Origin of the sequence: Kitasatospora sp. NBC_00240, from assembly GCF_026342405.1 — a bacterium.
Lineage (GTDB): Bacteria > Actinomycetota > Actinomycetes > Streptomycetales > Streptomycetaceae > Kitasatospora.
In genome coordinates this window covers 8,174,209-8,198,901 of sequence record NZ_JAPEMU010000001.1, presented here as the reverse complement: position 1 = coordinate 8,198,901, position 24,693 = coordinate 8,174,209, and the positions used below count along the sequence as shown (strand labels likewise).

Below are 24,693 nucleotides of genomic sequence, written 5' to 3'. Positions count from 1 at the left end.
CCCCGCGACGCGTTCACGCCCCCGCCCAGCTGAACACGCCCCGCCGCCCCACCGGATGCACCGCCACCTCCAACAGCGGGCCCGGCAGCCGCCGCGGGCGGCCGTGGAACCCGCCCGGCACCGGGACGACCGCGATGCCCAGCAGGTTGGTGGGAGCCTCGGGCGCCGGGAGCAGCACCGAGAACGCCTTGAACAGCGCCTCCTTGGCCGAGAAGGCCGTCAGCAGCCGGTGCCCGGCCGCCGCCGGGTCGGCCGGCTCCTCCGTCCACTCCTGCTCGTCCGGGGTCAGCACGAAGTGCGCGGCGCCCGCCGGCAGCAGGCGCAGCTCCAGGTCGCAGCCCACGGCGGGGACGCGGTCGGCCCGGGCCGCGAGGGCGACCGCAAGCCCGACGCTGTGGCTGATCGAACCGGCGCTGCCGGCCGGGAACAGGGGCCGCCGGCCCGCCGCCGGGATCTCCGCCGCCGCGAGCCCGGCCGCGACCAGGGCCCGGCGTGCCGCACGGCGCCCGGCGAGGAACTCCCGCCGCCGGTGCGGCGCCAGCGCGGCGGCCAGCCGGCCCTCCGCCGGCCCGCCCGGGAGCGGCGCCGGGTCGCCGGCCGCGGCGAGCCCGAGCCGCAGCCCGCGCGACGCGAGGGCCGGACGCAGGGCGAGCAGGTCCTGCTCGGCCCGCGTCCGGTCCGCCGCGCTCAGGTCCGCTCGCGTAGCTGCCTCTTGAGCGTCTTGCCGGCCGGGTTGCGCGGCACCTGGTCGATGAACTCGATGCGCCGCGGGCGCTTGTACGGGGCGAGCTGTCCGGCCAGGTGGGCCAGCAGGTCGGCGGCCCGGACCTCGTCCTCGGCGACCACGAAGGCGAGCGGCACCTCGCCGTAGTCCGCGTCCGGTACGCCCACCACCGCCGCGTCACGCACGCCCGGGTGCGTACGCAGCGCCCGTTCGACCTCGGTCGGGTACACGTTCTGACCGGCCCGGATGATCAGGTCCTTGCAGCGGTCGACGAGGTGGATCCGCCCTTCGCCGTCGATGAACCCGAGGTCCCCGGTGCGGATCCAGCCGTCCACGGTGACCTCCGCGGCGGTGGCCGCGTCGTTGTCCCAGTACCCGTGCATGACGCCGGGGCCGCGCACACAGACCTCACCGATCGCGCCGGGCTGCGCCTGCCCGTCGCTCGGGTCCAGCACGCGCACCGACATGCCGGGGATCACCCGGCCGGCCGGGATCAGCTCGGGCCCGCTCTCCGGCGCCGGGTGCTCCTCCGGGCCGAGGGTGACGAACGGGCCGCCGACCTCGGTCATCCCGTAGACCTGCCGGAACCCGCACTTGAGCCGCTCGGCGGCCTCCTGGTAGATGTCGACGGGCATCGGGGCGGCGCCGTACAGCACCTCGCGCAGGGTCGACAGGTCGGTGCCGTCCAGTGCCTTGGACCGGAGCATGAAGCGGAGCATCTGCGGCACCAGCCAGACGTGGGTGGCCCGGTTGGCCTCGATCGCGGCCAGCGCCGTCTGCGGCTTGAAGCCGGGGATCAGCACCACCGTGGCGCCCGCCGCCAGGTAAGTCAGCGAGACGACCATGCTGCCGTGGTAGAGCGGGCAGCAGTTGACCAGCGTCAGGTGGTCGGCGGGCCGGGCCACGGCCAGCCAGCCGAGCGCGATGGCGCGGAACGAGCGCTGGTCGACGGTGACGCCCTTGGCCTGGCCGGTGGTCGCCGAGGTGTGCAGGATCGCCACGGGCGCGTCGTCGGGGACCTCCGGCAGGGCCCGGTCGTCCCCGGCGCCCAGCTCCGCGAACTCCTCGCTCTCCATCTCGATCCGCAGCGGGACCGGCAGGTCGCGGTGGCGGGCGAGCAGGGCCGCCTCGCCGATCAGGGCGACCGGGGCGGTCCGCTCGACGATCCCGGCCACCTCGGCGGGCGTCAGGCCGTGGTTGAGCGGCACGAAGAGCGCGCCGATCCGGGCCAGTGCGAAGTAGGCCTCCAGCACCTCGATCCGGTCGACGGCGAGCACCGCGACCCGGTCACCGGGCTCGATGCCGAGGCCGGCCAGCCCGCGGGCGAGCTGCGCCGTACGGTCGTCGAAGGCGCGCCAGGTCACCGAGCGGCGCTCGTCCACCAGGGCGGTACGGTCCGGGAAGCACTGGCGGTTGCGTTCGACGAGTTGGGTCAGCCACATCACGCACCACCGGGGTTCGGGTGGGCGGCGGCCCGGTCGGCCACGAAGCGCTCGTAGTCCGCGAGGGTGACGAGCCCGTCCACGTCCTCGGCGGTGACCTCGGTGCCGGTGCGCTGCTCGATGAGCAGGACCAGGCGCACCAGGTCGCCGGAGTCGATGCCGCTGGCGCTGAGATCGGTGTCGTCGCCGATGCCGTCGGTGAACTCCGGCATCCCGGTCAACTCGACGAGCATCTCCCTGATCGTGCTCATTGCTGATCCTCTCGCTGTGTCGGCGCGACGGGCCCACGCCGCGGGCCCGGGGCCGCCGTACCGGGTGTCGTCCTGCCTGTCGTGAATACAGAGGAGCCGAAAGCGCCCCGCACTCCCTGCCCGGGGTGAGTTCCTCGTCACACGACCGACCCGGGCACCGAGGGATTGCGCGCCCCCACCGGGGACTCCTATCTCTCTGAAGGCGCTGCCCGCCCGGCAGCGGACGACGGAGGAGTGATCGAGGTGCGCGCAGAGCACGTGTCCGCCCCCGCGGCGGATCCGCCCGACGACGGGGGCCCGGCCGGACGCTTCGAGGCGCTGCTGGCCGCCGGCGAGCGGATCGAGCCCCGGGACGAAGTCCCGGACGGCTACCGGCGGATGCTCGTCCGGCAGATCGCCCAGCACGCCCACTCCGAGATCATCGGCATGCAGCCGGAGGCGGCCTGGCTCACCCGGGCCCCCACGCTGGCGCGCAAGGCGGCGCTGCTGGCCAAGGTCCAGGACGAGGCGGGGCACGGCCTCTACCTCTACTCCGCCGCCGAGACCCTGGGGGTGTCCCGCGCGGAGATGCTGGACGCCCTGCACAGCGGGACCCAGCGCTACTCGGCCACCTTCAACCACCCCGCGCTGACCTGGGCCGACACCGGTGCGATCGCCTGGCTGACGGACGGCGCGGCGGTGGTCAACCAGGTACCGCTCTGCCACACCTCCTACGGGCCCTACGCGCGCGCCATGCGGCGGGTCTGCCAGGAGGAGGCGTTCCACGTCCGGCAGGGCTACGACGTGCTGTGGTCCATGTGCCGGGGGACGCCGGAGCAGCGCGAGACGGCGCAGGACGCGGTGAACCGCTGGTGGCTGCCGGCCGTGGCCCTGATGTTCGGCCCGCCGGACACGGTGGCGGGCGGCGCGGACGAGCGGACCGCGGCGATCGGCGGCGCGCTGACCCGCCGCTCGATCGCCTGGGGCGTGAAGCAGCACACCAACGACGAGCTGCGCCAGCGGTTCGTGGACAACTGCGTGCCGCAGGCCGCCCGGCTCGGCGTGACCCTGCCCGATCCGGCGATCCGGTGGAACGAGGAGCGCGGGCACCACGACTTCAGCCCGATCGACTGGCAGCAGTTCCGGGACGTGCTCGCGGACGGTTCGCACTGCGCCCGCCGCCGGCTGGCGCACCGGGTCGCGGCGCACCAGAACGGCGCCTGGGTGCGCGAGGCCGTCGACGCGTTCGCGGCCCGCCCGGACGAGGAGAGGCGGGCGGCATGACGCAGCGGACCGCCGGGGCGCAGACCCCGTGGGAGGTGTTCGTCCGGCCGAGCCGGGGGCTGTCCCACCAGCACGTCGGTTCGGTGCACGGCGCGGACGCGGACATGGCCCTGGCCAACGCCCGCGACCTGTACGTCCGGCGCGGACAGCCGGTCTCGATCTGGGTGGTGCGCTCGGACGCGGTGCGGGCGTCCTCCCCGAGCGAGAAGGACCCGATGTTCAGCAACGCGGCCGACCGGCCCTACCGCTACCCGGAGCACTACATACCCCTGAACGAGCGGGGCGGCCATGACGGTTGACGAACCGGACCGGACGGAGCGGGACCTCGCGGAGTTCGTGCTGCGGCTCGGCGACGACGCCCTCGTCCTCAGCCAGCGGCTCTGCGCCTGGGTGACCAACGCGCCCACCGTCGAGGAGGACCTGGCACTGTCCAACATCGCGCTGGACCTGCTGGGTCACGCCCGGGTCCTGCTCGGCCACGCCGGGGCGCTGGACGGCAGCGGCCGCAGCGAGGACGACCTCGCCTACGGCCGCACCGAACGCGCGTTCCGCAACTGCCTGCTGGTGGAACTCCCGAACGGTGACTTCGCGGTGACCGTGGCCCGGCAACTGGCCTACACCCACTACGCCCGGCTGCTGTACGGCGCGCTGGAGAAGTCGACCGACCCGGTGCTCGCCGCCTTCGCCGTACGGGCGGCCCAGGAGGTGGAGTACCACCGGATGCACGCCGCGCAGTGGACGGTTCGGCTGGGACGCGGCACCGCCGAGAGCCGTCGCCGGATGCAGGCCGGGCTCGACCTGGTCTGGCCGTACGCGGCCGAGCTGTTCGAGAACGACGAGCTGGCGCACCGGCTCGACGGCACGGGCGGCGCCGTCGACCCGGCCCGGCTGCGGGCCGCCTGGGACGAGGAGACGGCCGGTGTGCTGGCGGACGCGCGGCTGACGGCCGGGCCGGTGTCCTGGCGGGCGACGGGCGGGCGGGCCGGCCTGCACACCGAGGAGTTCGGGCCGCTGCTGGCCGAGTTGCAGTCCGTCCACCGCCAGTACCCGGGAGGGACCTGGTGAGCGCCGCGGACCGGCTGCCCGCCGAGCAGGTCCGGGTACGGGTGGGGGACGTGCCCGATCCGGAGCTGCCGGTGGTCACCCTGGCCGACCTGGGGGTGATCCGGTCGGTCGGCTTCGCGGCGGACGGCCGGATGGAGGTCGTCGTCACGCCGACCTTCCTGGGCTGCCCGGCGATGCCCGTGATCGAGGCCGGGATCCGGGAGGCGCTGACGGCGTGCGGCCACCCCGACGGGCGGGTGCGCCAGGTCCTCGCGCCCGCGTGGACCACCGACCGGATCACCCCCGAGGGGCGCCGCAAGCTCGCGGAGCACGGCATCGCACCGCCCGGCGCGGTCGACGGACCGGTGGAGGTCCGGCTCGGCCTCGGCGCCCGCTGCCCGCACTGCGGATCCACGGCGACCCGGCCGCAGAGCACCTTCGGAGCGACCCGGTGCCAGGCGATCGTGCTGTGCACCGCCTGCCGGGAGACCTTCGCCCACCTGAAAGCGATGTGACGGTACGCCATGGCAACTGTTGTGAGGGCCGGCTCGGACGGGAGCTCCGGCACCGCCCGCCGGGCGACCGGCTGGCACCGGCTGCGGGTGGCGCGGCTGGAGTCGCCGACCGAGGACACCGCCGCGATCACGCTCGACGTCCCGCCGGCACTGGCGGTGGCCTTCGCCCATCGGGCCGGTCAGCATGTGACCGTCCGGCACCTGCGGGACGGCGTGGAGCTGCGCCGCAGCTACTCCGTCTGTCCGGCCCCGCGCGAGCCGGGACGGCTGCGCCTGGTGGTCAAGCGACTCGGCCCGGGGGGCTTCGCCGAGTTCGCGACGACCCGATTGTCCGTCGGCGACGAGCTGGAACTCGCGCCACCCGTCGGCGAGTTCGGACTCTCCGGGCAGCGCGGGGCGCACCATGTGATGATCGCGGGCGGCAGCGGCATCACGCCCCTGCTGAGCATGGCGGGCACGGCCCTGAGCGAGGACCCGGAATGCCGGGTCTCGCTGGTGCACGCCGTCCGGGACGCCCGCTCCGCGCTGCTGGCCGACGACCTGGCCGATCTGAAGGACGCCCACCTGAGCCGGTTCTTCGCCGTGCACGTGCTCTCCCGGGAGGTCCGGGAGGCCGAGTTGCTCTCCGGCCGGATCGACGCCGCCCGGCTGGCCGGACTGCTCGTCCTGCTGGACGCCGAGCCGGACGCCCGACGGCACTTCTACGTGTGCGGCCCCCTGGGGCTGGTCGAAACGGTGCGCGACACCCTGGCGCGGCTGGGCGCCGGCCGGGACCGGATCCGCTTCGAGCTCTTCTCGGTCGGTGCGGACGGCACCGGGCCGGCCACCCGGGCTCCTGCCTCCGGCGCCCTGGTGGCCGGCGCCCGGGTCACCGCCCGGCTGGCCGGCCGGACCACGGAGACCGCCATGGCGGCCGGGGACGGCTCGGTCCTGGACGCCGTCCTGCGGGCCCGCCCCGAGACCCCGTACTCCTGCCGCGACGGCCTGTGCGGCACCTGCCGCGCCAGGGTGGTCTCGGGGGACGTCCGGATGGACCGCCAGTACGCCCTGGGAGAGAGCGAGTTGGCGTCCGGATACGTCCTGGCCTGCCGGGCCCGGCCGAACTCGGACCGGGTCGAGCTGGATTTCGACGCCTGACATCGGTGCTCCTCCCCCGGCCCGCGGGCCCGGTTCCCGAAGTCACCGCCACGGCCCCTGCCTCTGCCTCTGCCTCTGCCTCAACACCAGCACCAGCACCAGCACCAGCACCGAACGACAGCCGCGGCCCGTCCGCGGACCACCGACACGAAGGAGATCTGGTCCATGAGCGGACTCACCGGCAGGACGGCACTGGTGACCGGCGGCAGCCGGGGCATCGGCCGCAGCATCGCGCAACGCCTCGCGGCGGACGGCGCCCTGGTCGCCGTCCACTACGGCAGCAACGAGCCGGCCGCCAAGGAGACGGTGGCGGGAATCGAGGCCGCCGGCGGCCGGGCCTTCGCCGTCGGCGCGGAACTGGGCGTGCCGGGAGACGCGGCCGCGCTCTGGGCGGCGTTCGACGAGGGGCTGGAGCGGCACGGCGGCGCCGGGCCCGGCCTGGACATCCTGGTCAACAACGCCGGCATCACCCTGCCCCGGCAGATCGCCGACGTCACCGAGGAGGACTACGACCGGGTGTTCGCCGTCAACGTGCGGGCGCCGTTCTTCCTGATCCAACAGGGCCTGGAGCGCCTCCGGGACGGCGGCCGGATCATCAACGTCTCGTCCGGCGCCACCCGGATCGCCTTCCCCCGGACGATCGCCTACTCGATGACCAAGGGCGCGCTCGACACCCTGACCCTGACCCTGGCGCAGGCCTTGGGCGCCCGCGGGATCACGGTGAACACGGTGGCACCCGGCATCGTCGACACCGAGATCAACCCGACCCTGCGGGACCCGCGGATCCGCGCCGAGCTGGCGTCCTTCTCGGTCTTCGACCGGATCGGCGAGCCTTCGGACATCGCGGACGTCGTGGCCTTCGTCGCGGGCGACGGCGCCCGCTGGATCACCGGGCAGTACCTGGACGCCACCGGCGGCGCCCACCTGGGCGTCTGACCCCTACCGAGGAGACCCATGTCCCAGCACGATCGCGCCGTCGCCGACCCGCAGGACGACGCCGGCCCCACGGACGACGGCCCCACGGACGACGGCCCCACCACGGAGTTCGAGGGCGCCACCCCCTACGACGACTACGTCCACGCCTCGGTACTGACCTCCCTCCAGCAGCCGCTCACCAACGACCCCGGCGAGATGGCCTTCCTGGTCACCACGCAGGTGATGGAGCTCTGGTTCACCCTGATCGTCCACGAGTGGGACGCCGCCCGGGACGCCCTGCTGAAGGACGACTTCGACCGGGCCATGGACGCCCTGCGGCGCAGCCTCGACGCCCACCAGGCACTCAACGACTCCTGGCGGCCGATCGCGGCGCTGACCCCGGGCCAGTTCAACGGGTTCCGGGCGGCGTTCGGCAACGCCTCCGGCTTCCAGTCGGCGATGTACCGGCGGATGGAGTTCCTGCTCGGCGACAAGTCCCGCTCCATGGTGCGGCCGCACCGGGGGCATCCCCGCGTGCACGCCGAGCTGGAGGAGTCGCTGACCCGGCCCTCGCTCTACGACGTGGTGCTCGGCTACCTGCACCGCCGCGGCCTGCCCGTCCCCGAGCAGGTGCTGCACCGCGACGTGACCGTGGCCTACGAGGCGGACACCGCGGTGGAGGAGACCTGGCGGCAGATCTACGCCGGCTCGCCGTACGACCCCCTGGTCGCGCTCGGCGAGGCGCTCACCGACGTGGCGGAGGCCGTCCTGCGCTGGCGCAGCGACCATCTGCTGGTCACCCGGCGGGCGATGGGGTCCAAGACGGGCAGCGGCGGCTCCCCCGGCGTGGCGTGGCTGGAGAAGCGCGCCGTCCGCTCGGTGTTCCCGGAGATCTGGACGGCCCGCAGCCATGTCTGAGACAGCACGGACGATCTCCGACTTCGCGGCCGCCGAGGAGCGGCGGGTGCTCGGCCTCAAGCCGGTGGCCGCACCCGTCCACCGCCGGTACGGCCCGCACCCCAACCAGGTGTACGACCTGTGGCCGGCCGAGGACCCGGACGCACCGCTGGTGGTGCTGCTGCACGGCGGCTACTGGCGCTACGACCGGATGCACCTCACCCCGTTCGCCGCCCACCTGGCGGGGCACGGCTTCACCGTGGCGCTGCCCGGATTCCGCCGGATGGGTGGCGCCGGCGGCTACCCGGCCACCTTCGACGACATCGCCCTCGCCCTGGCGACCGTCCCGCAGGGCCGGCCCTACGTGTTGGCCGGGCACTGCTCCGGCGGCCACCTCGCCCTGTGGGCCGGCGCGCGCGGGCTGCTGCCCGCCGACTCGCCGTGGCACACCACGGACCTGCCGGACGCGATCCTCGCGCTCGCCCCGGTCGCCGACCTGGCCGGTGCGGCCCGGGCCGGTCTGAGCGACGACGCGGCGCTCCAACTGCTCGGCGGCACCGACCTGATGGCCGCCCGGCTGCCCCTGGTGGACCCGCTGACGATGCTCCGCGACCGCGGCACCACCGGGGTGCCGACCGTGCTGCTGCACGGCGCCGCGGACGAGGAGCTGCCGGCGGCCCAGTTCACCGACTACGCTGCCGTACACCCGGACGCCGAACTGGTCACCCTCCCCGGCACCGGCCACTACGTGCTCATAGAGCCCGGCTCGCCGGCCTCCCGGTCGGTGATCGACATCCTGATGCGGCTGTCCTCCCCGGCCGCCGCCCGTCCGGGGAGGAGCACCCGGTGAGCACCGCCGCCCTTCGCCGCGAGGACCTGGCGCCGCAGGCCCGGGCGCTCGACGCCGCCGACCCGCTCGCCGACCTGCGCGGGCGCTTCCTGCTGCCGGACGGCATCGTCTACCTCGACGGCAACTCGCTCGGCGCCCTCCCGGCCGCGGTGCCCGCCGCGGTGGCCGACGCCGTCCACCGGCAGTGGGGCACCGACCTCATCCGGTCCTGGAACGACAACGCCTGGTGGCAGGCGCCGCTGCGGGTGGGCGACGCGATCGGGCGGCTGATCGGCGCGGCCCCCGGGCAGACCGTCGCCGGGGACTCGACCAGCGTCCACCTGTTCAACGCCCTCACCGCCGCCACCCGGCTGCGGCCGGACCGGACCCTGCTGGTGACCGATCCCGTGCACTTCCCCACCGACCAGTACATCGCCGACTCCGTGGCCCGCCTGACCGGCCTCACCGTCCACCGGATCCCGGTCGGCGAGCTGCCGGGATTCCTCGCCGCCCACGGCGACCGGGTGGCGGTCGCCGGCTACTCCCCCGTGGACTACCGCACCGGCGAACTCCACGACATGGCGGCCGCGACCGACGCCGTCCGGCGGGCCGGCGCACTGATGCTCTGGGACCTGTGCCACGCGGCCGGCGCGCTGCCGCTCCAACTGGACCGTACGGGAGTCGACCTGGCCGTCGGCTGCGGCTACAAGTTCCTCTCCGGCGGCCCCGGGGCCCCGGCCTTCCTGTACGTCGCGCAGCGCCATCAGGCGGCCTTCGACCATCCGCTGACCGGCTGGAACGGCCACGCCGACCCGTTCGCGGCCGACAGCGGCTACGCCCCCGCCGCAGGTGTCGGCCGGGCCCGGATCGGCACCCCGCCGATCCTCTCGCTGCTCGCCCTGGAGGCGGCACTCACCGCCTTCGAGGGCGTGGATCTGGAGCTGGTACGGGCCAAGAGCCTCTCCCTGACCGGGTTTCTGCTCGACTGCGCCGACGTCGAGCTGGCCGGCCTCGGCTTCACCGCCGTCACCCCGCGTGAACCGTCCCGGCGCGGCAGCCAGGCGGTCCTGCGGCACCCCGACGCCTACCCGATGGTGCAGGCCCTCGCCGCCCGCGGGGTGATCGCCGACATGCGCGCGCCGGACCTGCTCCGGTTCGGCGTCAACGCGCTGTACACCTCGCACCGGGACGTGCAGCAGGCGATGCGGCAGCTCCACGAGGTGGTCCTCGCCGGGGAGCACCGGCAGGAGCGCTTCCGTCTCCGCAAGCCGGTCACCTGACCGGCCGGGCCCGGCGTCACCGGCTGCCGGCCGGGCGGGCCGGTGACCCCGGGCGCTCCCGTCCGCGCCCGTCCGCGCCCGTCCGCTCCCGGGCCGTACCGGTCCGCTCAGGACCGGCCTGGCAGGGTGCCGCCGCGCCGGCGGCCCCCTGCCTTCGCGGCGCTCGGCCGTGGCTCAGTTCCCGGGCGTCAGCGCCGGGCTGTTGTGATAGGCGGCGATCAGCCAGCGGCCGTCCCGCCTTTCGAGGACCCAGGTCGCGTTCACCTTGCGCTGGTCCGGAACCTCGACCTCGCCGGCGAACAGGATGCCGGACTCGCTCACGACGATCGCGCCGTCCTCGCCGAGGAAGCGGATGCTGAGCTGCTTGTTCCAGGTCGAGCTGCCCTTGAGCGGTCCCTCGAAGCCCAGGGCCATGGACCGGCGGATCACGTCACGGCTGTCGCGGAGCGAGCCGGTCATGATCGCGGTCGCGTCCGCGGTGTAGTCGGCGACCATGGCGTCGGCGTCGCCCGCCTTCCACGCCCGGTAGGAATCGACCAGTACGGCCGTGATCGCGGCCTCGTCCTGCGTACGGCGGTCCGACATCGGATTCTCCCTTGTGACCGGTCCGCCCGGGGTGTTCCGGCGAACTCGCCCATACATACCGGCGGCGGGGCCGGAACTCATCGGCCGTCGGCCAGGAGATTTCGCGACGGCCCGGGCCCGGCGGCAGCGGGGTGACAGCCGGGCGGCTCCGGGGTGACAGCGTCCGGCGGTCCGGGCCCGGCGGCCTTCCCGGGCGTACTCCTCGCACTGAGCCCGCCGGGTCTCTCACCCTGCAGCGGGAGGGCGTCGTTCGGGCGGACGACGCCCTGCCACGGCTGCCGCTGCCACGCTCGGATCATGACCGACGGGATGCGGACGACGAGGATGTTTCGGCTCAACGGGCAGCAGCGGCGAACGCGTCGGGTGAGATGCGCGACGATCTGCTGGGCGGTGGCGTACAGCGCCTTCGGCGTGGCCTGCGCACTGAGCGGGACCCCGCTGGTGGGGCACGGGAGTGTTGCCGGACCCTCCGTGACCGGTTGGACCGTCGCAGCGCTCGGCGGGCTGGCGGCACTGGCCACCGGGGCGGTCGTCCGGTACCGGATGCGGCCGGCGTTGCGGGCCGTGCTCCAGGTCCTCTGCGGACTGGCGGCGATCGCGGCGTTCAGCCTGCTGATGGACGTGGTCACGCTGATGTTCGTTGAGGGGGTGGACAGTTGGCCGGCCGCCGCCAACCACGCGTCGGCAGCGACCGGGGTCGTCCTGCTCGCGGCCACCGCGTGGTCCGACCGCCGCACGTCGGCCACCGTCGCCGCCCGGGAGCCCTCGGCGGCCTCCCGACCGGTGCACATCGCCGCCTGCGCGGGGACGGCGGCGTTCGTGCCGTACGCGGTGATGAAGGTGATCTGGGCGACCGGGGGCACCTTCGCCGGAGTCACCGGGCCGGAGGGAATCGAGATGTCCAGGCGCAACGGCGCCTCGGGGATGTGGCTCACCCTGGAGTCCTGGGGTGTGGACGGCACGACGCTGCTTGCCGCACTCGGGGTCTTCCTGCTCTGGGGGCTGGTCCGCCCCTGGGGCACGGTCTTCCCCCGCTGGACACCGGTCCTGCGCGGCCGACGCGTCCCGCGCTGGCTCCCGCTGACCCCGGCGCTCATCGGCGCCGCCACCCTCGCCCCGTACGGCGTGATCGGCGCCGGATACACGGCGCTCGCCACCGCCGGGGTGGTCACGATGCGCAGCGACGACTTCCACTCCACCCACGACCTCCTGCTCGCGGCCTGGATCGGCATGACCGCCTTCGCCGGGTACGGGATCGCCCTGATCGTCGCGGCCCGCTCGTACTGGCTTCGCACCCGACGGAACCTGCCGGGTGCGTCCCGACCGTGAGCCCGGCGACGCGGTCGCCGGCCGGTCCCGACGGAGCAGCGGCCACCCGTCCGGGTGAATCGGCTCCCTGTCCTGCGGTGCCCCGCCCTGCCGTTCCTGGCGGGCTCCGGGCCGCTGCGCCGCCCCCTCGGCCTGCCACGGGGAACGGCTTTTCGGTCACTCGGAGTGCAAGGATCTCCAGCAGCTGTGCCTGCCTCTCACCCGATGAGGGCGGCATCCCCAGGGAAGGAACCCGACTGTGTCAGCTGTGCTCTCCGAAGAGCTGAGGAAGATCATCGACGACACCCCGGTCTTCGCCGCCGTGGCCACGATCCAGCCCGACGGCAGCCCGCAGGTCTCCGTCACCTGGCTCGCCCGTGACGGCAACGACCTGCTCCTCTCCACCACCGTCGGCCGCCGCAAGGAGACGAACCTGCGCCGCGACCCGCGCATCACCGTGCTGATCAACCCGCACAACGCCCCCTACAGCTACGCCGAGATCCGCGGCTCGGCCGCGCTCAGCACCGAGGGCGGCCAGGAGCTGATCAACCAGCTCTCCCGCAAGTACTCCGGCAAGGAGTACGCCGACTTCAACCCCGCATCGGCCCACGACAGCGAACGCGTCGTCGTCCGCGTCACCCCGCGCAAGGTCGTCGGCTCGCTCTGAGCACCCACCGGAGACCCACCGGAGCGAGCACCCGGCTGCCCCCGGCCCCGGGGTCCGCCGCGCCCGGCGCCCGAACGCGAGCCCGGCCGGGAGCACACCGGACACCTCGGCCGGGCGCCGGCCGCACGGCTCCCACCTGCCGGTGTCCGGTTCGACCGGTGGGCAACTTGCCGAGGCCCTGGTGCGCGGGACGGCGGCCGGGCAGGCTAGTTTGCTCGAATGAGTCTCCTTGATGATGTGGCCGAGCGCGACGGCTGGCGGTGCTGGGTGTGCGACGAGCCCGTCGACCCCGACAAGTCGGTGAACGACCAGCGGGGGCCCAGCGTCGACAGCCGGACCGCCGACCGGAAGGCCAAGGTCACCGAGCGGCTCGCGCACCGCGGGTGCAACAGCCGCAAGGGCGCGGTCAAGGTGGTCATCGCCTGGCCGGACCGCCTGTACGTGGTCGAACCCGCGCCGCTGATCACCGTGGCCGGGAGGCTGGAGCGCAAGGGCGGTCGCGAGATGGTGGGCCGTTGCCCGACCAGGAAGGACGCCCAGGAGGCGGCGGACTGGCTGGTGGACCGGTTCTCCCGCCTGGTGCCGGGGCTGCCGGTGACCGCCGACGTCGAGGCGGGCGGCGGCCAGTTCCTCGTCGTCCTGGCCACCGGCCGCCGCTGACCGGAAGTCACCGGCGCGCACGCGCGGCGAACCGAACCGTCGGCCCGCCGCGATCAGCGAAGACCGCCACCGGCCCGGAGCGGACGCGCACCGGGCCGGTGGGCGGCCGGCCGCCTGCCGGCCACCCGTCACGACCGGCAGGACCGGCAGGACGGCAAGGCCGAACCCCTGCCGTCCTGCCGTCACCCGACCGGCCCGCACCCACGTCCGGGCCGGGGACATGACCGGTGGTTCTCACTCGCAGGCGGTGTCGATCTTTCCCTGCTCGTCGACGTCGATCGGGAATCGGCGGCCGTCGCTGAGCGTCACGCTCCACCCGTGGCGGAGGGTCGCCGAGGAGGGATCGTCCGCGAACCAGAACCCGGGGGCGTCGGTGAAACAGGTGCCGGCGGTGGCGCCCCCTCGGGTTCGCAACGCCGCGCTCAGGAACCGCTCGGCGAGCTGCGGCCGCGCCGAGGCGTCACCGGACCGGGTGGCCGTCACCAGGCCGCCGTAGAAGCCGTTGACGCTCGGATCGTCCCCCCGGCCCGACGTGGTGTCGGCCCTGCAGCTCACCGAGCGCACCGCGCCCGCACCGTCGAATTCGAGCGAGGCGACCTTGCCGAGCGGCCGGGCTCCCTGGTACAGCCGGACTTCGCCGGCCGCCAGGACGCCGTCGACCGTGATTCCACAGGTCACCCCGCGCGCGTCGGTACCCCAGATCCGCCGGTACGTGTCGGCGTCGACGAACAGCGCCGCCACCGTGTCGAGGTCCACGCCGCCACGGGTCGCCGGATCCTGATAGCGCAGGGCGGCGAGGTAGAGCGCGCGCGTCGTCGCCGAGGGATCGGCAGCCGGGGCCGAAGCGGCAGGAGGCCGGGGCGAGGGGGTGCCCGACGGGGAGGACGCCTGCGGCGACGTCGGAGCGGCGGGCACCCGCACCGTGGGCGATCCGCGGTCGTGCCCCAGCTGAGGGACCAGCCCGGCACTCATCACCACCACGGCCAGCGCCGCGGCCGCACCGGCCGCGAGCCGGCGACGGCGCCGCCGCACCGCCGCGACCAGCGTGTCCACCTCGTACGTACGGGGAGGGAACTGCTCCGCGCGGTCGAGCATGGCCGCGGTCAGTTCGCCCTCCAGGTCGAAGTCCTTCATACCGCCCCTCCCGAAGGTGTGTGATGGGTGTTCCGGTCGACGACCGACCGGAGCTTCGCCAGTCCACGGCTGGCCTGGGATCGCACCGTGCTGGCAGAGGTGTTCATCAGGCCGGCGATCTCCACGTCGCTGAGCTCCTCGAAGTACCGCAGCACCAGGACGGTCCGCATGCTGGTCGGCAGGGTCTGGAGCGTGCGCATCAGCTCGTCCCGCACGTCGACGCCCTGGTACGGATCGACCCGTCCGCCACCGGCGTCGTCCGGGAGCGGCGCCTCCGGGTGACTGCGCTGCCTGCGCCAGCGGTCGTTGGCGAGATTCACCAGGATCCTGCGCGCGTACGCCTCGGGCACGTCCGCGGAGCGGACCCGTCGCCAGTTCCGGTAGACCCGCTCCAGCGTGGACTGCACGAGATCGTCGGCCGTGTGGCGCTCCCCGGTGAGCAGCAGCGCCGTCCTGAACAGCGCCGCCGACCGCGCCCGGACGAACGACGTGTAGTCCTCGATGTCACTGCCGCGCATGGGCGACCCTCCGCGCGTGGTTCCTCAGCATGACTGCCCCCGTCCTGGAGCCGCTCCGGCTCCTTCCACCGACCTGACGTGGGGTGCCCCGGCGCTGCTGCACGCGGAGGGCACCCGTGATCCAACCGTTACCCTCGGCCTCCCAGCCGTCCGGCCGGAACCGGTGGCGCACGGTGCACGCTGCCCGCCCGGTGGCCCCGGACCGGGGCGGGGCCCGTTTCGAACGCGGCGCGCCGGTCGGACGAAGCCGGGGCTGCGCGATTTGACGAAGCGTCGACCGGTTCGGTCGAGCAGGTCCGCACGGCAAGGCACCCGGGCGCAGCGGGCGGGCCCGGGCGGACCTGCGGGGGTTCGGACGTACGCGTCGTACCACAGCTACCGACCGCTCGCCCGTCCGGGTGGTATGTCCGGGACAGGCGCCGATGAGGGCGACCGGTGGGGCGATCGCCCGCGAGCATACGGCCATGATCACGCTACGTCGTACCACCGTCGCCGCGGTCGCCGCCTGTGCCGCGCTGCTCGTACCCCTGCTCCCGGCCGCCGCCCAGGCGGCGCCGCTGCCCACCGGCACGGCCCTGCGCGGCTCCGCCGAGCACCGGGTGGACGCCTTCCTGGACACCGTCCGGGACGACCCGCAGGCGCTGCGGAACTTCCTGCACGACCTGCCCAAGGGCGGCGACCTGCACAACCACCTCTCCGGCGCGGTCACCACCGAGCTCCTGATCCAGCTCGCCACCGAGGACGGGCTCTGCATCGACACCGCGACCCTCACCGCGCAGGTGGCGCCCTGCTCGGCGACCGCCCGTCCGGCCGGCGACGCGATCTCCGACCAGGCGTTCCGTCAGGAAGTGATCCGGGCCTGGTCGATGCAGGACTTCGTCCCCGGCGCCGAGTCCGGCCACGACCACTTCTTCGCCACCTTCGGGAAGTTCGGCGAGGCCAGCTGGCGCCACCCCGGCCGGATGCTCGCCGAGGTCACCGACAGCATGGCCGCCCAGCAGCAGAGCTACCTGGAGACCATGCTGACCCCGGCCTCGTCGAGCGGTGCGGCGCTCGCCGCGAAGGTCGGCTTCGACCCCGACCTCGCCGCGATGCGCGAGAAGCTGCTCGCCGACGACGGCATGGCGCAGGTCGTGGCCGACGCCCGGGGCGAGGCCGACCGCCTGTTCGCCGAGTACCAGGCCACCGCGAACTGCGGGAGCGACCGACCGGCCGCGGGCTGCGCCGTTACCGTCCGGCTCATCTCGCAGGCCTCGCGCGCCTCGACGCCGGCCCGGGTGTTCACCCAGCTGATGCTCGGCATGGAACTGGCCAGCCAGGACGACCGGTTCGTCGCGGTCAACCTCGTCCAGCCCGAGGACTACCCGGCCTCGCTGGAGAACTACGACCTGCAGATGCAGATGCTCGACTTCCTCCACCCGCTCTACCCCAAGGCCCACATCACCCTGCACGCCGGCGAGTTGGTACCCGGGCTGGTCAAGCCCGAGGACCTGCGCTTCCACATCCGACAGGCGGTGCTGACCGGCCACGCCGAGCGGATCGGCCACGGCGTGGACGTGGTGCACGAGGACGACTCCGCCGACCTGCTGAGCACCCTGGCCGAGCGGCACACCCTGATCGAGGTGCCGCTGACCAGCAACGAGCAGATCCTCCAGGTCTCCGGCCCGGACCACCCGTTCCCGCTGTACCGGCGGCACGGGGTGCCGACGGCCCTGGCCACCGACGACCCCGGGGTCTCGCGCGGCGACATCACCGAGGAGTACCAGAAGGCCACCACCCGCTACGACCTCGACTACCGGGACCTGAAGGACCTGGCCCGGAACTCGCTGGAGTACGGCTTCCTGTCCGGGCGCAGCCTCTGGCGGGACCGCGACCACTTCGCGCCGGTGCCGGAGTGCGCGTCCGACGAGCTCGGCAGCGCCCACCCGAGCGCGGGCTGCGAGGCCCTGCTGGCGTCCAGCCCGAAGGCCGAGCAGGAGTGGCAGCAGGAGTGCGGCTTCCGGGACTTCGAGGCGGCCGTGCTGCAGCGCGAAGGCTGACCGCAGGGCCCGACGGGGCCGCTGCCGGGGCCCGTCCGACGGGCCCCGGCAGCGGCCTTGACGGTGCGGGGACGCCCCGGCACTCGGGACGGAAGGGAACGGGCCGGACCGGACGGGACCCCTCGAGGCAGGCGGCCGGGGTTCGATCTGGTGCCCCCGACGGGACTGGCTCAGTCGGCGGTCCCGCCCGCCGAGAGGCGGTGGACGCAGATGTCCCGCAGGAGCCGCAGCAGCGGCCGGAGCTTGCGGTCGGCGCGGCGGACGGCCTCCTCCAGGGCCGGCAGGTCCGCCAGGGTGACCGCCGCCGCCGGCCGGTCGAGCCAGGCCAGCGGGTGCCGCAGGTCGTAGTGCACGGTGCGCAGCCCCTCCTCGGCCTCGGGCTGCGGGTGCCAGCCGCCGTGTACGACGAACCGGCCGTCCGTCGAGGGCTTCCAGGTCATGGTCGGCGCCTGGAAACCGGAGGTCGCCGGCGGCTCCGGCACCGGCCGCAGCGTCTGCGAGTCGAAGAAGTGCGGCCGGGCGAACGCCCAGCCGCCCACCACCCTCCAGGCTGGCACCGCGAACAGGTACTCCAGGATCGGCGTGGCCACCTCGCCGGCAGGCACCAGCTCCCCGCCGCGCAGCTCCCACCGGCGCAGCCCGCCGTTCGCGCCGGCGGTGAACAGCCGGTCGGGGCCGAGGAAGACGGGATCCAGCGCGTCGTCCGCCTCGACGGTGGCGATGACCCGCGCCTCGGGCAGTTCCGCGACCACGATCCGGTAGCCGTCGGCCAGGGCGATCCTGGTACCCGTGGGGTCGACGGCCAGGCGGTCGCAGCGCCGCAGCCCGGTGTCGGCCATGGGGATCGACTCGAGGACGTCCAACCCGGTGCCGACCAGGACGGCACGCATCAGGCCCAGGCCCACGACGAACCCGCCGGCGGTTGCCAGCACCCGGGCATTGCGCAGGGCGTCCCCCCAGGCGACCCGCTGTTCGCGGCCGCGCCCGAGCACGACGAGTTCCAGGTCGGGGGGATGCGGCAGGCCGCGCAGGGCGACGGCGTGGCGCGGGCCCAGGCAGGCCACCGACATCCACTCGTTCCGGTCTCCGCGGTGGAGCCGCCGCAGGCGGCCGCTGGTGAGGTCGAGGGCGCTGATCCCCCAGGCACCGTCCGACTGGGTGCCGCGCAAGGTGAGCGCGGGGCGGCCGTGCGCGAAGGAGATGCCCTCCCCGTCCCCGTAGTAGGTCGGCAGTGCGGTGCGCGGCGCGCCGACGGCGTCGGGGGACGGGACGACGGGCGGCTCCGCCGCCGCGAGGCGCTCCGCCAGTGACCGTACGGCGGCGTCCTGCGGGGGCAGGTGGTGGAGGAGCGCGCGGGCGAGCCGGACGCCGTGCGCCGGCGGGACGGACAGGACGAGCGCCCACAGGGCGGCGGGGTCTTCGGCCGCGGTGAGGCGCCGCGCCTCGCGGTCGATGTCCTCGGCCGTCCCCCAGGGGATCCGGGGGGCCTGGCGGCGCCGCTCCTTCTCCTCCTCGACGGTGGCGATCCGGGCCGCCCACCGCTCCGACTCCTCGGCGGTCCGCGCGGCCTCCTCGAGCAGACCCGCGGTGTGCTGCTGGGAGCGGATCAGGGCCAGGGCACTGACCAGGCCAGGGCCGTAGGCCGGGAGGTCCTCGTCCGCGAGCTGCCGCCAGCGAGGGAGGACGGCCTCGCGCTCGGACAGCCCTTCCCGGTCGAACGCCGCGGCTGCCCCGAGCACTTCGAGGGCCTCGGCCAGCCCGTCCCGGTACGTCTGCGGGTCGCTCTCCGCCAGGTACGCGAAGAGGGTGACGCCGGCGCGGATGCCCGCCATCGACAGCGCCCGGTGGTCCGGCGGGTCCGCGTCCTCGGCGGGTTCGTCCGCGACGGGTTCGTCCGCGACGGCCGAGGCCGGGTCGGCGAGACGGGACCGGACGAACATGCTCTCCTCCAGCGCGGCGGCGGCCTCGTCGGGCCGGCCGGCGGTGGCCAGGGTGCTGGACAGCACCCGGAGCCCGTCCGCCAGTTGGAGATCGATCACGGCCGGATTCGTGGCCACCAGGCGACGGTCGATGCCCACCGCCTCCGTGGCGAGGTCCACCGCCCGCTGTCGCCAGCCGGGGGTGACGGGCGGCCGGTCGGTGCTGTCCGGCATCGCCCTGGCGAATGACTCGAGCATCCGGTGATAACTGGCGACCTGCCCGGCCAGCACGGTCAGGGCGTACGCGAGGCCTGCCTCGTGGCGGGACGGGTCGTCGGCCGCGAGGCGGCGGTACAGGACGACAGCCTGCTCGAGGGCCACCAGCGAGCCCCTGCCCCGGAGGTAGTTGATCGGCAGCCGCGAGGCGAGATTGACCAGGCAGGGCGCCAGGTGGATGTCCTCGGTCGGGTCGGTCCTGGACAGCTGCCAGAAGATCTCCAGCGCCCGGTGCACGGTCTCCAGGGCCTCCACCGTGCGGCCGGCCGAGTGCAGCCGGCCGGCGAGATTGACCAGCAGCGCGCCACCGGCCGACACCGGGGCGTCGGCGTCCAGCCAGCCGACCCGCCGGGCGATGTCGACGGCTTCGAGGGAGAGGGCGAGCGACTCCTGCTGCCGGCCGTAGCGCCCCAGGCGGTTGCCGAGGTTGGAGAGCACATTGGCGAACTTCACCTGGAAGGTCTGCGGGTCGGCCTCCGCCAGCGGCCGGTAGAGTCCGGCCGCCTCCTGCAGGGCGGCGAGGTTCTCGCGGTAGCGGCCGGCGCCGACCAGCGCCACCGCGAGGCCGGCATGGATCGCGGCCCGGGTCGCCGGGTCGTCCGTCCGGGCCAGCCGCAGTTCTGCCAGCGCGCAGGCCAGGTCCGCCACTCCGGGGGCCAGGTCGGTGATTTCGTAACCGGGCAGCCGTGACTCCACGGCCTCCAGCAGGTCGAGCGGGGCGCCGGGCAGCGCGGCCAGGGCGCTCAGGGCGGAGCTTCCCGCCTCGACGGCGAGTTCGGGCCGCTCGCGCAGCAGCGGGAAGAGGTGCTCGGCCCCGACGTGCGGCCAGCGCCCGGCGGCCGCGGCCAGCAGGTTGACGGCACGCCGGACCCAGCCGGGGTGCGGCAGCCCCTCGACGAGCGCACGGAGGGTGGCCGGCGCCCACGGCCCGGCCGGGTAGTCGGCGAGGTGGCCGGGGAGGGTGAGGGCGCCGAAGTCCTCGGCGAGGCGGTCCGGGTAGAGCGGTTCGAGGACGGTGGCGCGGGCGGGATCGGCGGGCGGGTAGCAGCTCGCGTGGTCGGCGAGCACCCGGTCGGCGGGCAGGGCGAGATCGAGGCACCCGATCGCCCGCGCACCGTCCGGGGGCGGCTGGGGGCCGGTGAGCGTGGCCGTGAACACCACCCGGTTCATCACCTCGGGCGGGGTGACCCAAGGCGGCCCGGGTGACTCCCGGCCGGCGAGCCGGTGGGTGCCGTCGCCGTGCCGACGGGCCCAGTGGAGGTGCTCGCGGTCCAGCAGGTAGAGGGTCAGCCCGGCCATGTCGGTCGGTGTCCGCCGCCCTGTCGACCGGGCGTCGACGGACACCAGGGCCGCCATGTGGACGGCCAGGGTCAGCCCGAACTCGGGTCCGTCCAGCCAGGGCGGCGGCGCCGTCCCCTCCGGCGCCACCCCGTACTGTGCGGCGAAGCCGTCCCGGGCGGCGAGGAACATCCGGCCGCGCAGGCCCTCGGGGTCGTCCTCCTCGCCGAGCGCGGCGAGCGCCTGGGACGAGGTCCCCGCCCGGTGGTTCGCCAGCGTCGCGCGGACCGCCGGCCAGGGCCCGGTGTCGCGGGCGATCATCAGGACCCGCGCCGGGACCGTCGGCCTGTGCAGCAGCGCGTTGCTGAGCAGCCAGGTCAGGTGCGACAGCGGCCACCGGTCGGCGTACTCGACGAGCAGCAGCAGGCCGGCGGCGCCGTCCAGGCGCAGATCCTGACTGCCCGGCGGCGGCAGGACGGAGCCCGGGCCCTCGACGGCGGTGACGATCTTCCAGCCCTCGGCGGCCATCTCCCGGGCCAGCTGGGCGGCCAGCCGGGTCTTGCCCTGCCCCCCGGGCGCGTGCAGCCACCGGACGGCCAGCCGGGGGCCGTCCGCGCACCAGGAGCGCAACCCGGCGAGCTCGCCGGCCCGCCCGGTGAAACCGACCACCTCCCAGCGGGCGTTGAGCATCCGGCTCGGCAGTTCCCGCAGCCAGCCGCCGTCCGCGGGCTCCTCGGGGCGCCAGTTCTGCAGCAGGTAGACGGGCGTGCCGTCGCCCAGGACGTGGATGTCCGCGCCGACGGCGCCGTAGGCGAACCCGGCTTCCGCGACCACCCGTTGATCCATCCGCCGCGGCGGCTCGTCCGGCGTGCCGGGGTCGCCCGGCGCCATCACGACGACCCCTCGGCCGCCTCCTCGCTGCGGTCGGGTGCCGGCGGTCGGGGCGGGTCGGCCTGCCCCGACTCGTGGACCACCACGTTGCCGCCGAGCGATCCGTAGGCCCGGCCGTGGTCCCGGGCGGTCACGTTCTGGGTCCAGTTCTGCTCGGCCCGGGGAAGGGCGGCGACGGTACGGGTCACGAACGCCTGCAGCTCGGCGGCGAGTTCGGGGCGCTCCGTCAGCAGCGACTCCAACTCGATCTGCCAGGCCGGCGCCAGGGCGCCGCGCACCCGGTCCGGGTCCTGGGCCCGCACGACCAGATCGGCGTCGTGCTCCAGCCGGATCGCGACGGCGTCGTGCCGGCTCTCCCCGTCCCGCCCGAAGAGCCTGGCCGCGCCCGTCCTGACGGACTGCCACGCATCGGTGGCCATCGCCCCGACCAGCGCCGTACCCCCCGCACCGGCCAGTGCCACCATCGACTCGGCGAGCATTGCGTCCTCCTCGGATCCATCGCCCGACTGGGGCTCCTGACATGGTGCCATCATTGCCGCCGAGCGGGAATCGAACGGCCGTGGTCCGACCGGCGCGGGGCCTTCCGCGAGGTGATCAGGAGGGCCGCGATCATTGCCCCGACGTATCGTCGGAAAGCTCGTACGACCGCCGGCAGCCCCGTCCCGGGAGGCGCCTCGGGCCGCCTGGCGAACGCGACGTCCGATTGCCGCCGGTGCGCTCCCGCTCGGGTCGACACCATGGAGCGGTGACCGCAGAGAAGACGACGGACCCCGGCCCGATCACGACAGCCGCGGCGCAGCCGCGGCCGAGCCCGCCCGAGCCGGAACCCGAGCCCCTGCCCGAGCCCGACCCCGGTGGTGCCTTCGCCGTGCTGCAGAGGTTCTACGCAGCCGAGGCCGCGTACATCGCGGCCGGCGGCCGGGGGCACGCCCGCTTCGACGAACTCGCCAGGTGTCTCGACCCCGAGGTGGTGATGCACCAGGCACCGGGGCTGCCCTACGGGGGCACCTGGCGCGGGCCGGACGGCATCGAGGAGTTCATGGCCGCGATGAGCGCGGCGTGGGAGTCGTTGGAGTTCCTGGAACAGCGGTTCGTGGTCGGTGCGGACGCCGTCGTGGTGCTGAACCGGGGCCGCCTGCGCGCCCGGGCCACCGGGCGCGTCCTGGAGACCTCGGTCATGCAGCTGATCACCGTCCGGGACGGGCTCATCACCGAGATGCACCCGTTCTACTGGGACACCCTGGCCGTCGCCGAGGCGCTGCGACCGTGACGGGAGCGGGCATCGGAAGGCCGTCGGCCGCCGGTGCGTGGATCGTCACGGCTGCGGAGCGGGCCGGTGGGTCGGGGCCGCGCCGCAGCCGTGCAGGGTCGACCGGTGGGCGAAGCCCGAGCAACGACTCGGCGGTGCCCCTGCGGACCGACGCCCGGCGGGAGGTCGACTCTCGCCGAGGTCGGTCCGTGCTTCGTTCTCACCGGTCGCGTTCGGTGCCGATGTGGGCGAGCACGGCGGCCGCGCCGTCCTCCGACGCGATGTGGCGGGCGAGTTCGGCCGCGCGACGGCGGTGGGTCGGCTCACTCACACAGGCCGTGATCGCGGCAGCAAGGTTCTCGGCGCCGAGGTCCTGGAAGGGCAGCGGCCGGGGGGCGACCCCGAGCCGGTGCAGCCGGGCCGCCCAGAACGGCTGGTCGGCCATGACGGGCACCGGTACGGCGGGCACCCCGGCCCGCAGGGCGGCTCCGGTGGTACCGGCCCCGGCGTGGTGCACGACGGCGGCCGTACGGGGGAAGAGCCAGTCGTGCGGGACGTCGCCGATCGCCAGCAGGTCGTCGCCCCCACCGCCCAGCTCGGCCCACCCCGCCTGCACCACCGCGCGCACACCCGCCCGCTTCACCGCCGCGGCCACCAGCTCGCTGAGTCGCTCCCCCTCGCCCGGTGCCATGCTGCCGAAGCCGATGAACACCGGTGGCGGGCCGGCCTGGAGGAAGTCGACCAGCTCGGCCGGGGGTTGCCAGCCGTCCGGCCGGGGCGGCCACCAGTAGCCCGTCACCTCGACCTGGGACGGCCAGTCCGCCGGTCGCGGCACCACCAGCGGGCTGAAGCCGGCGAAGACCGGCCCGCCGCCCCCTGCCGGCTCCGCCGGTGCGTCCGCCGGCAGCCCAAGGCGGGCCCGCAGCCGGGCCACGGCACCGGCGAAGAGGTTGTCCCGGCGCCGCACCGTCTCCCGACCCGCCGCCAGGTTGCCCGCCGGTCCCAGACCTTCGGCGTCGAGCGCGCCGGGCAACGGGAACTCCCTGGTGGGGAAGGCGGGTACGAGGTGGGTCTCGATGACGGGGACGCCGAAAGCGTCGCCGGCCGCCCGGCTGAGCGGCGCCGGGGCGAAGGCGGTGAGCACCAGGTCGGTCCCGGCCGCCACGGCGGTCGCCACACCGTCGGCGAGCCCGTCCGCGTACGCCGCCGTCAGCGCCCGGACCTCCGCCCGCGACGCCGCCCGGGCCCAGGCCCGGATCAGCTCCTGCGGGTCGCCCGGCATCGGCCGATGGCCGAGGCCGCACCCCGCGACAAGCGTGGCGAACGACGGATGAGCAGCCACGGCGACTTCGTGCCCGGCGTCCAGCAGGCGCCGCCCAAGCCCGGTGAACGGCGCTACGTCACCCCGTGAACCGGCGGTGATGATGAGGATCCGCATACGGTGATTCTCCCCGACGGACGCCGCGCCGGGCGCCGCCCGCGGCCGCGGAGCCCGCGCGGCCGCGGGCACCGTCCGTCGGCGAGGTCTGCCCGCCCTGGTCCCGCGAGCGAACCAGTGACACGACCAGGCCGTCCCGACCGTGACCGTGGCTTTCTGCGTTGTGCTCCTCGAAGATGTCGGCGACCTGCTCCAGGTCGCCGTCGATGAGACGGAGGGAGTGGGAGGGGTCGGATTCGCTGCCTTCATCCAGCTGGAACGGGGCCAGGACTGATCCGTCGCTCACGCGGCGATGGTGTTGATGGCGGCGTCCCGACGCCTGGTCCAGGTGGTTGGTCCGGCTGAGCGGGGGGCGCGTGCTGCTGGCGGGCATGATGCAGACTCTGAGCTGCCCTCTCGCGATGCCCTTGGCCCTCCCGGGGCGGGAGGGCCAA

The 24,693-nt window shown here is 74.6% G+C and carries 24 protein-coding genes and 1 pseudogene; 14 read left to right on the top strand and 11 right to left on the bottom strand.

The window, feature by feature from the left end:
* Positions 1 to 13 precede the first annotated feature (13 nt).
* The 4 genes and pseudogenes from OG689_RS34935 to OG689_RS34920 all read right to left on the bottom strand — a co-directional run bounded on the left by OG689_RS34935 (position 14) and on the right by OG689_RS34920 (position 2,417).
* On the bottom strand, positions 14 to 343 hold the full coding sequence (locus tag OG689_RS34935) for a 4'-phosphopantetheinyl transferase superfamily protein (protein WP_266325050.1): 330 nt from the start codon (positions 341 to 343) through the stop codon (positions 14 to 16).
* A gap of 33 nt (positions 344 to 376) precedes the next feature.
* Positions 377 to 553, bottom strand: a pseudogene (locus OG689_RS34930) (enterobactin synthetase); the annotation flags it as partial.
* Between the two features lie 134 nt (positions 554 to 687).
* The gene (locus OG689_RS34925; protein ID WP_266325048.1) at positions 688 to 2,166 is read right to left on the bottom strand and encodes an AMP-binding protein; all 1,479 of its coding nucleotides are present in this window, start codon (positions 2,164 to 2,166) and stop codon (positions 688 to 690) included.
* On the bottom strand, positions 2,166 to 2,417 hold the full coding sequence (locus tag OG689_RS34920) for an acyl carrier protein (protein WP_266325046.1): 252 nt from the start codon (positions 2,415 to 2,417) through the stop codon (positions 2,166 to 2,168). Before OG689_RS34920 ends, OG689_RS34925 begins: the two co-directional genes overlap by 1 nt.
* Before the next feature lie 258 nt (positions 2,418 to 2,675).
* Between OG689_RS34920 and paaA the strand changes: the two genes are divergently transcribed.
* The 9 genes from paaA to kynU all read left to right on the top strand — a co-directional run bounded on the left by paaA (position 2,676) and on the right by kynU (position 10,297).
* The gene (gene paaA, locus OG689_RS34915; RefSeq protein WP_266327655.1) at positions 2,676 to 3,680 is read left to right on the top strand and encodes a 1,2-phenylacetyl-CoA epoxidase subunit PaaA; all 1,005 of its coding nucleotides are present in this window, start codon (positions 2,676 to 2,678) and stop codon (positions 3,678 to 3,680) included.
* On the top strand, positions 3,677 to 3,979 hold the full coding sequence (gene paaB, locus OG689_RS34910) for a 1,2-phenylacetyl-CoA epoxidase subunit PaaB (RefSeq protein ID WP_266325044.1): 303 nt from the start codon (positions 3,677 to 3,679) through the stop codon (positions 3,977 to 3,979). Before paaA ends, paaB begins: the two co-directional genes overlap by 4 nt.
* On the top strand, positions 3,969 to 4,745 hold the full coding sequence (paaC, locus tag OG689_RS34905; protein ID WP_266325042.1) for a 1,2-phenylacetyl-CoA epoxidase subunit PaaC: 777 nt from the start codon (positions 3,969 to 3,971) through the stop codon (positions 4,743 to 4,745). Before paaB ends, paaC begins: the two co-directional genes overlap by 11 nt.
* Positions 4,742 to 5,239, top strand: coding sequence for a 1,2-phenylacetyl-CoA epoxidase subunit PaaD (gene paaD / locus OG689_RS34900; RefSeq protein ID WP_266325040.1), 498 nt, complete (start codon positions 4,742 to 4,744; stop codon positions 5,237 to 5,239). Before paaC ends, paaD begins: the two co-directional genes overlap by 4 nt.
* A gap of 9 nt (positions 5,240 to 5,248) precedes the next feature.
* A complete protein-coding gene (locus OG689_RS34895) occupies positions 5,249 to 6,376 on the top strand; it encodes a 2Fe-2S iron-sulfur cluster-binding protein (RefSeq protein ID WP_266325038.1) in 1,128 nt (375 codons plus the stop codon).
* Between the two features lie 165 nt (positions 6,377 to 6,541).
* Positions 6,542 to 7,312: an SDR family oxidoreductase gene (locus OG689_RS34890; protein ID WP_266325036.1), complete on the top strand. Its 771-nt coding sequence runs from the start codon at positions 6,542 to 6,544 to the stop codon at positions 7,310 to 7,312.
* 18 nt (positions 7,313 to 7,330) lie between these two features.
* A complete protein-coding gene (locus tag OG689_RS34885; protein WP_266325034.1) occupies positions 7,331 to 8,209 on the top strand; it encodes a tryptophan 2,3-dioxygenase family protein in 879 nt (292 codons plus the stop codon).
* On the top strand, positions 8,202 to 9,038 hold the full coding sequence (locus OG689_RS34880; RefSeq protein ID WP_266325032.1) for an alpha/beta hydrolase: 837 nt from the start codon (positions 8,202 to 8,204) through the stop codon (positions 9,036 to 9,038). Before OG689_RS34885 ends, OG689_RS34880 begins: the two co-directional genes overlap by 8 nt.
* Positions 9,035 to 10,297 (top strand): kynureninase, encoded by a 1,263-nt coding sequence (gene kynU / locus OG689_RS34875; RefSeq protein ID WP_266325030.1) that lies wholly within the window; start codon positions 9,035 to 9,037, stop codon positions 10,295 to 10,297. Before OG689_RS34880 ends, kynU begins: the two co-directional genes overlap by 4 nt.
* Before the next feature lie 174 nt (positions 10,298 to 10,471).
* On the opposite strand, the gene OG689_RS34870 is transcribed toward kynU, so the two are convergent.
* Positions 10,472 to 10,882: an SgcJ/EcaC family oxidoreductase gene (locus OG689_RS34870; protein WP_266325028.1), complete on the bottom strand. Its 411-nt coding sequence runs from the start codon at positions 10,880 to 10,882 to the stop codon at positions 10,472 to 10,474.
* A 471-nt stretch (positions 10,883 to 11,353) separates the two neighbouring features.
* Here OG689_RS34870 and OG689_RS34865 point away from each other — a divergent pair, with 471 nt between their 5' ends.
* The 3 genes from OG689_RS34865 (at position 11,354) to OG689_RS34855 (ending at position 13,517) form a co-directional block, all read left to right on the top strand.
* Positions 11,354 to 12,211: a hypothetical protein gene (locus OG689_RS34865; protein ID WP_266325026.1), complete on the top strand. Its 858-nt coding sequence runs from the start codon at positions 11,354 to 11,356 to the stop codon at positions 12,209 to 12,211.
* Between the two features lie 238 nt (positions 12,212 to 12,449).
* On the top strand, positions 12,450 to 12,857 hold the full coding sequence (locus OG689_RS34860) for a PPOX class F420-dependent oxidoreductase (RefSeq protein WP_266325024.1): 408 nt from the start codon (positions 12,450 to 12,452) through the stop codon (positions 12,855 to 12,857).
* Between the two features lie 219 nt (positions 12,858 to 13,076).
* Positions 13,077 to 13,517, top strand: a complete 441-nt coding sequence (locus OG689_RS34855) for a hypothetical protein (RefSeq protein WP_266325023.1) — start codon at positions 13,077 to 13,079, stop codon at positions 13,515 to 13,517.
* Between the two features lie 234 nt (positions 13,518 to 13,751).
* Here OG689_RS34855 and OG689_RS34850 read toward each other — a convergent pair whose 3' ends face one another.
* Both OG689_RS34850 and OG689_RS34845 read right to left on the bottom strand, forming a co-directional pair.
* On the bottom strand, positions 13,752 to 14,651 hold the full coding sequence (locus OG689_RS34850; protein ID WP_266325022.1) for a hypothetical protein: 900 nt from the start codon (positions 14,649 to 14,651) through the stop codon (positions 13,752 to 13,754).
* Entirely contained in the window at positions 14,648 to 15,169 is a 522-nt protein-coding gene (locus OG689_RS34845; protein WP_266325020.1) for a SigE family RNA polymerase sigma factor, read from the bottom strand. Before OG689_RS34845 ends, OG689_RS34850 begins: the two co-directional genes overlap by 4 nt.
* Positions 15,170 to 15,633: 464 nt before the next feature.
* Between OG689_RS34845 and OG689_RS34840 the strand changes: the two genes are divergently transcribed.
* Positions 15,634 to 17,208, top strand: coding sequence for an adenosine deaminase (locus tag OG689_RS34840; protein WP_266325018.1), 1,575 nt, complete (start codon positions 15,634 to 15,636; stop codon positions 17,206 to 17,208).
* A 170-nt stretch (positions 17,209 to 17,378) separates the two neighbouring features.
* Here OG689_RS34840 and OG689_RS34835 read toward each other — a convergent pair whose 3' ends face one another.
* Complete coding sequence (locus OG689_RS34835; RefSeq protein ID WP_266325015.1) at positions 17,379 to 21,515, bottom strand: hypothetical protein; 4,137 nt, start codon at positions 21,513 to 21,515, stop codon at positions 17,379 to 17,381.
* Positions 21,516 to 21,571: 56 nt separating this feature from the next.
* Complete coding sequence (locus tag OG689_RS34830) at positions 21,572 to 22,051, bottom strand: hypothetical protein (RefSeq protein WP_266325013.1); 480 nt, start codon at positions 22,049 to 22,051, stop codon at positions 21,572 to 21,574.
* Between the two features lie 266 nt (positions 22,052 to 22,317).
* On the opposite strand from OG689_RS34830, the gene OG689_RS34825 reads away from it, so the two are divergent.
* Positions 22,318 to 22,842: a nuclear transport factor 2 family protein gene (locus OG689_RS34825; protein WP_323189354.1), complete on the top strand. Its 525-nt coding sequence runs from the start codon at positions 22,318 to 22,320 to the stop codon at positions 22,840 to 22,842.
* A 199-nt stretch (positions 22,843 to 23,041) separates the two neighbouring features.
* Here the strand turns inward: OG689_RS34825 and OG689_RS34820 are convergent, their stop codons facing one another.
* The gene (locus OG689_RS34820; RefSeq protein ID WP_266325011.1) at positions 23,042 to 24,259 is read right to left on the bottom strand and encodes a glycosyltransferase; all 1,218 of its coding nucleotides are present in this window, start codon (positions 24,257 to 24,259) and stop codon (positions 23,042 to 23,044) included.
* On the bottom strand, positions 24,222 to 24,632 hold the full coding sequence (locus OG689_RS34815) for a hypothetical protein (RefSeq protein ID WP_266325009.1): 411 nt from the start codon (positions 24,630 to 24,632) through the stop codon (positions 24,222 to 24,224). The genes OG689_RS34820 and OG689_RS34815 overlap by 38 nt, the downstream gene beginning before the upstream one ends.
* Positions 24,633 to 24,693 lie beyond the last annotated feature (61 nt).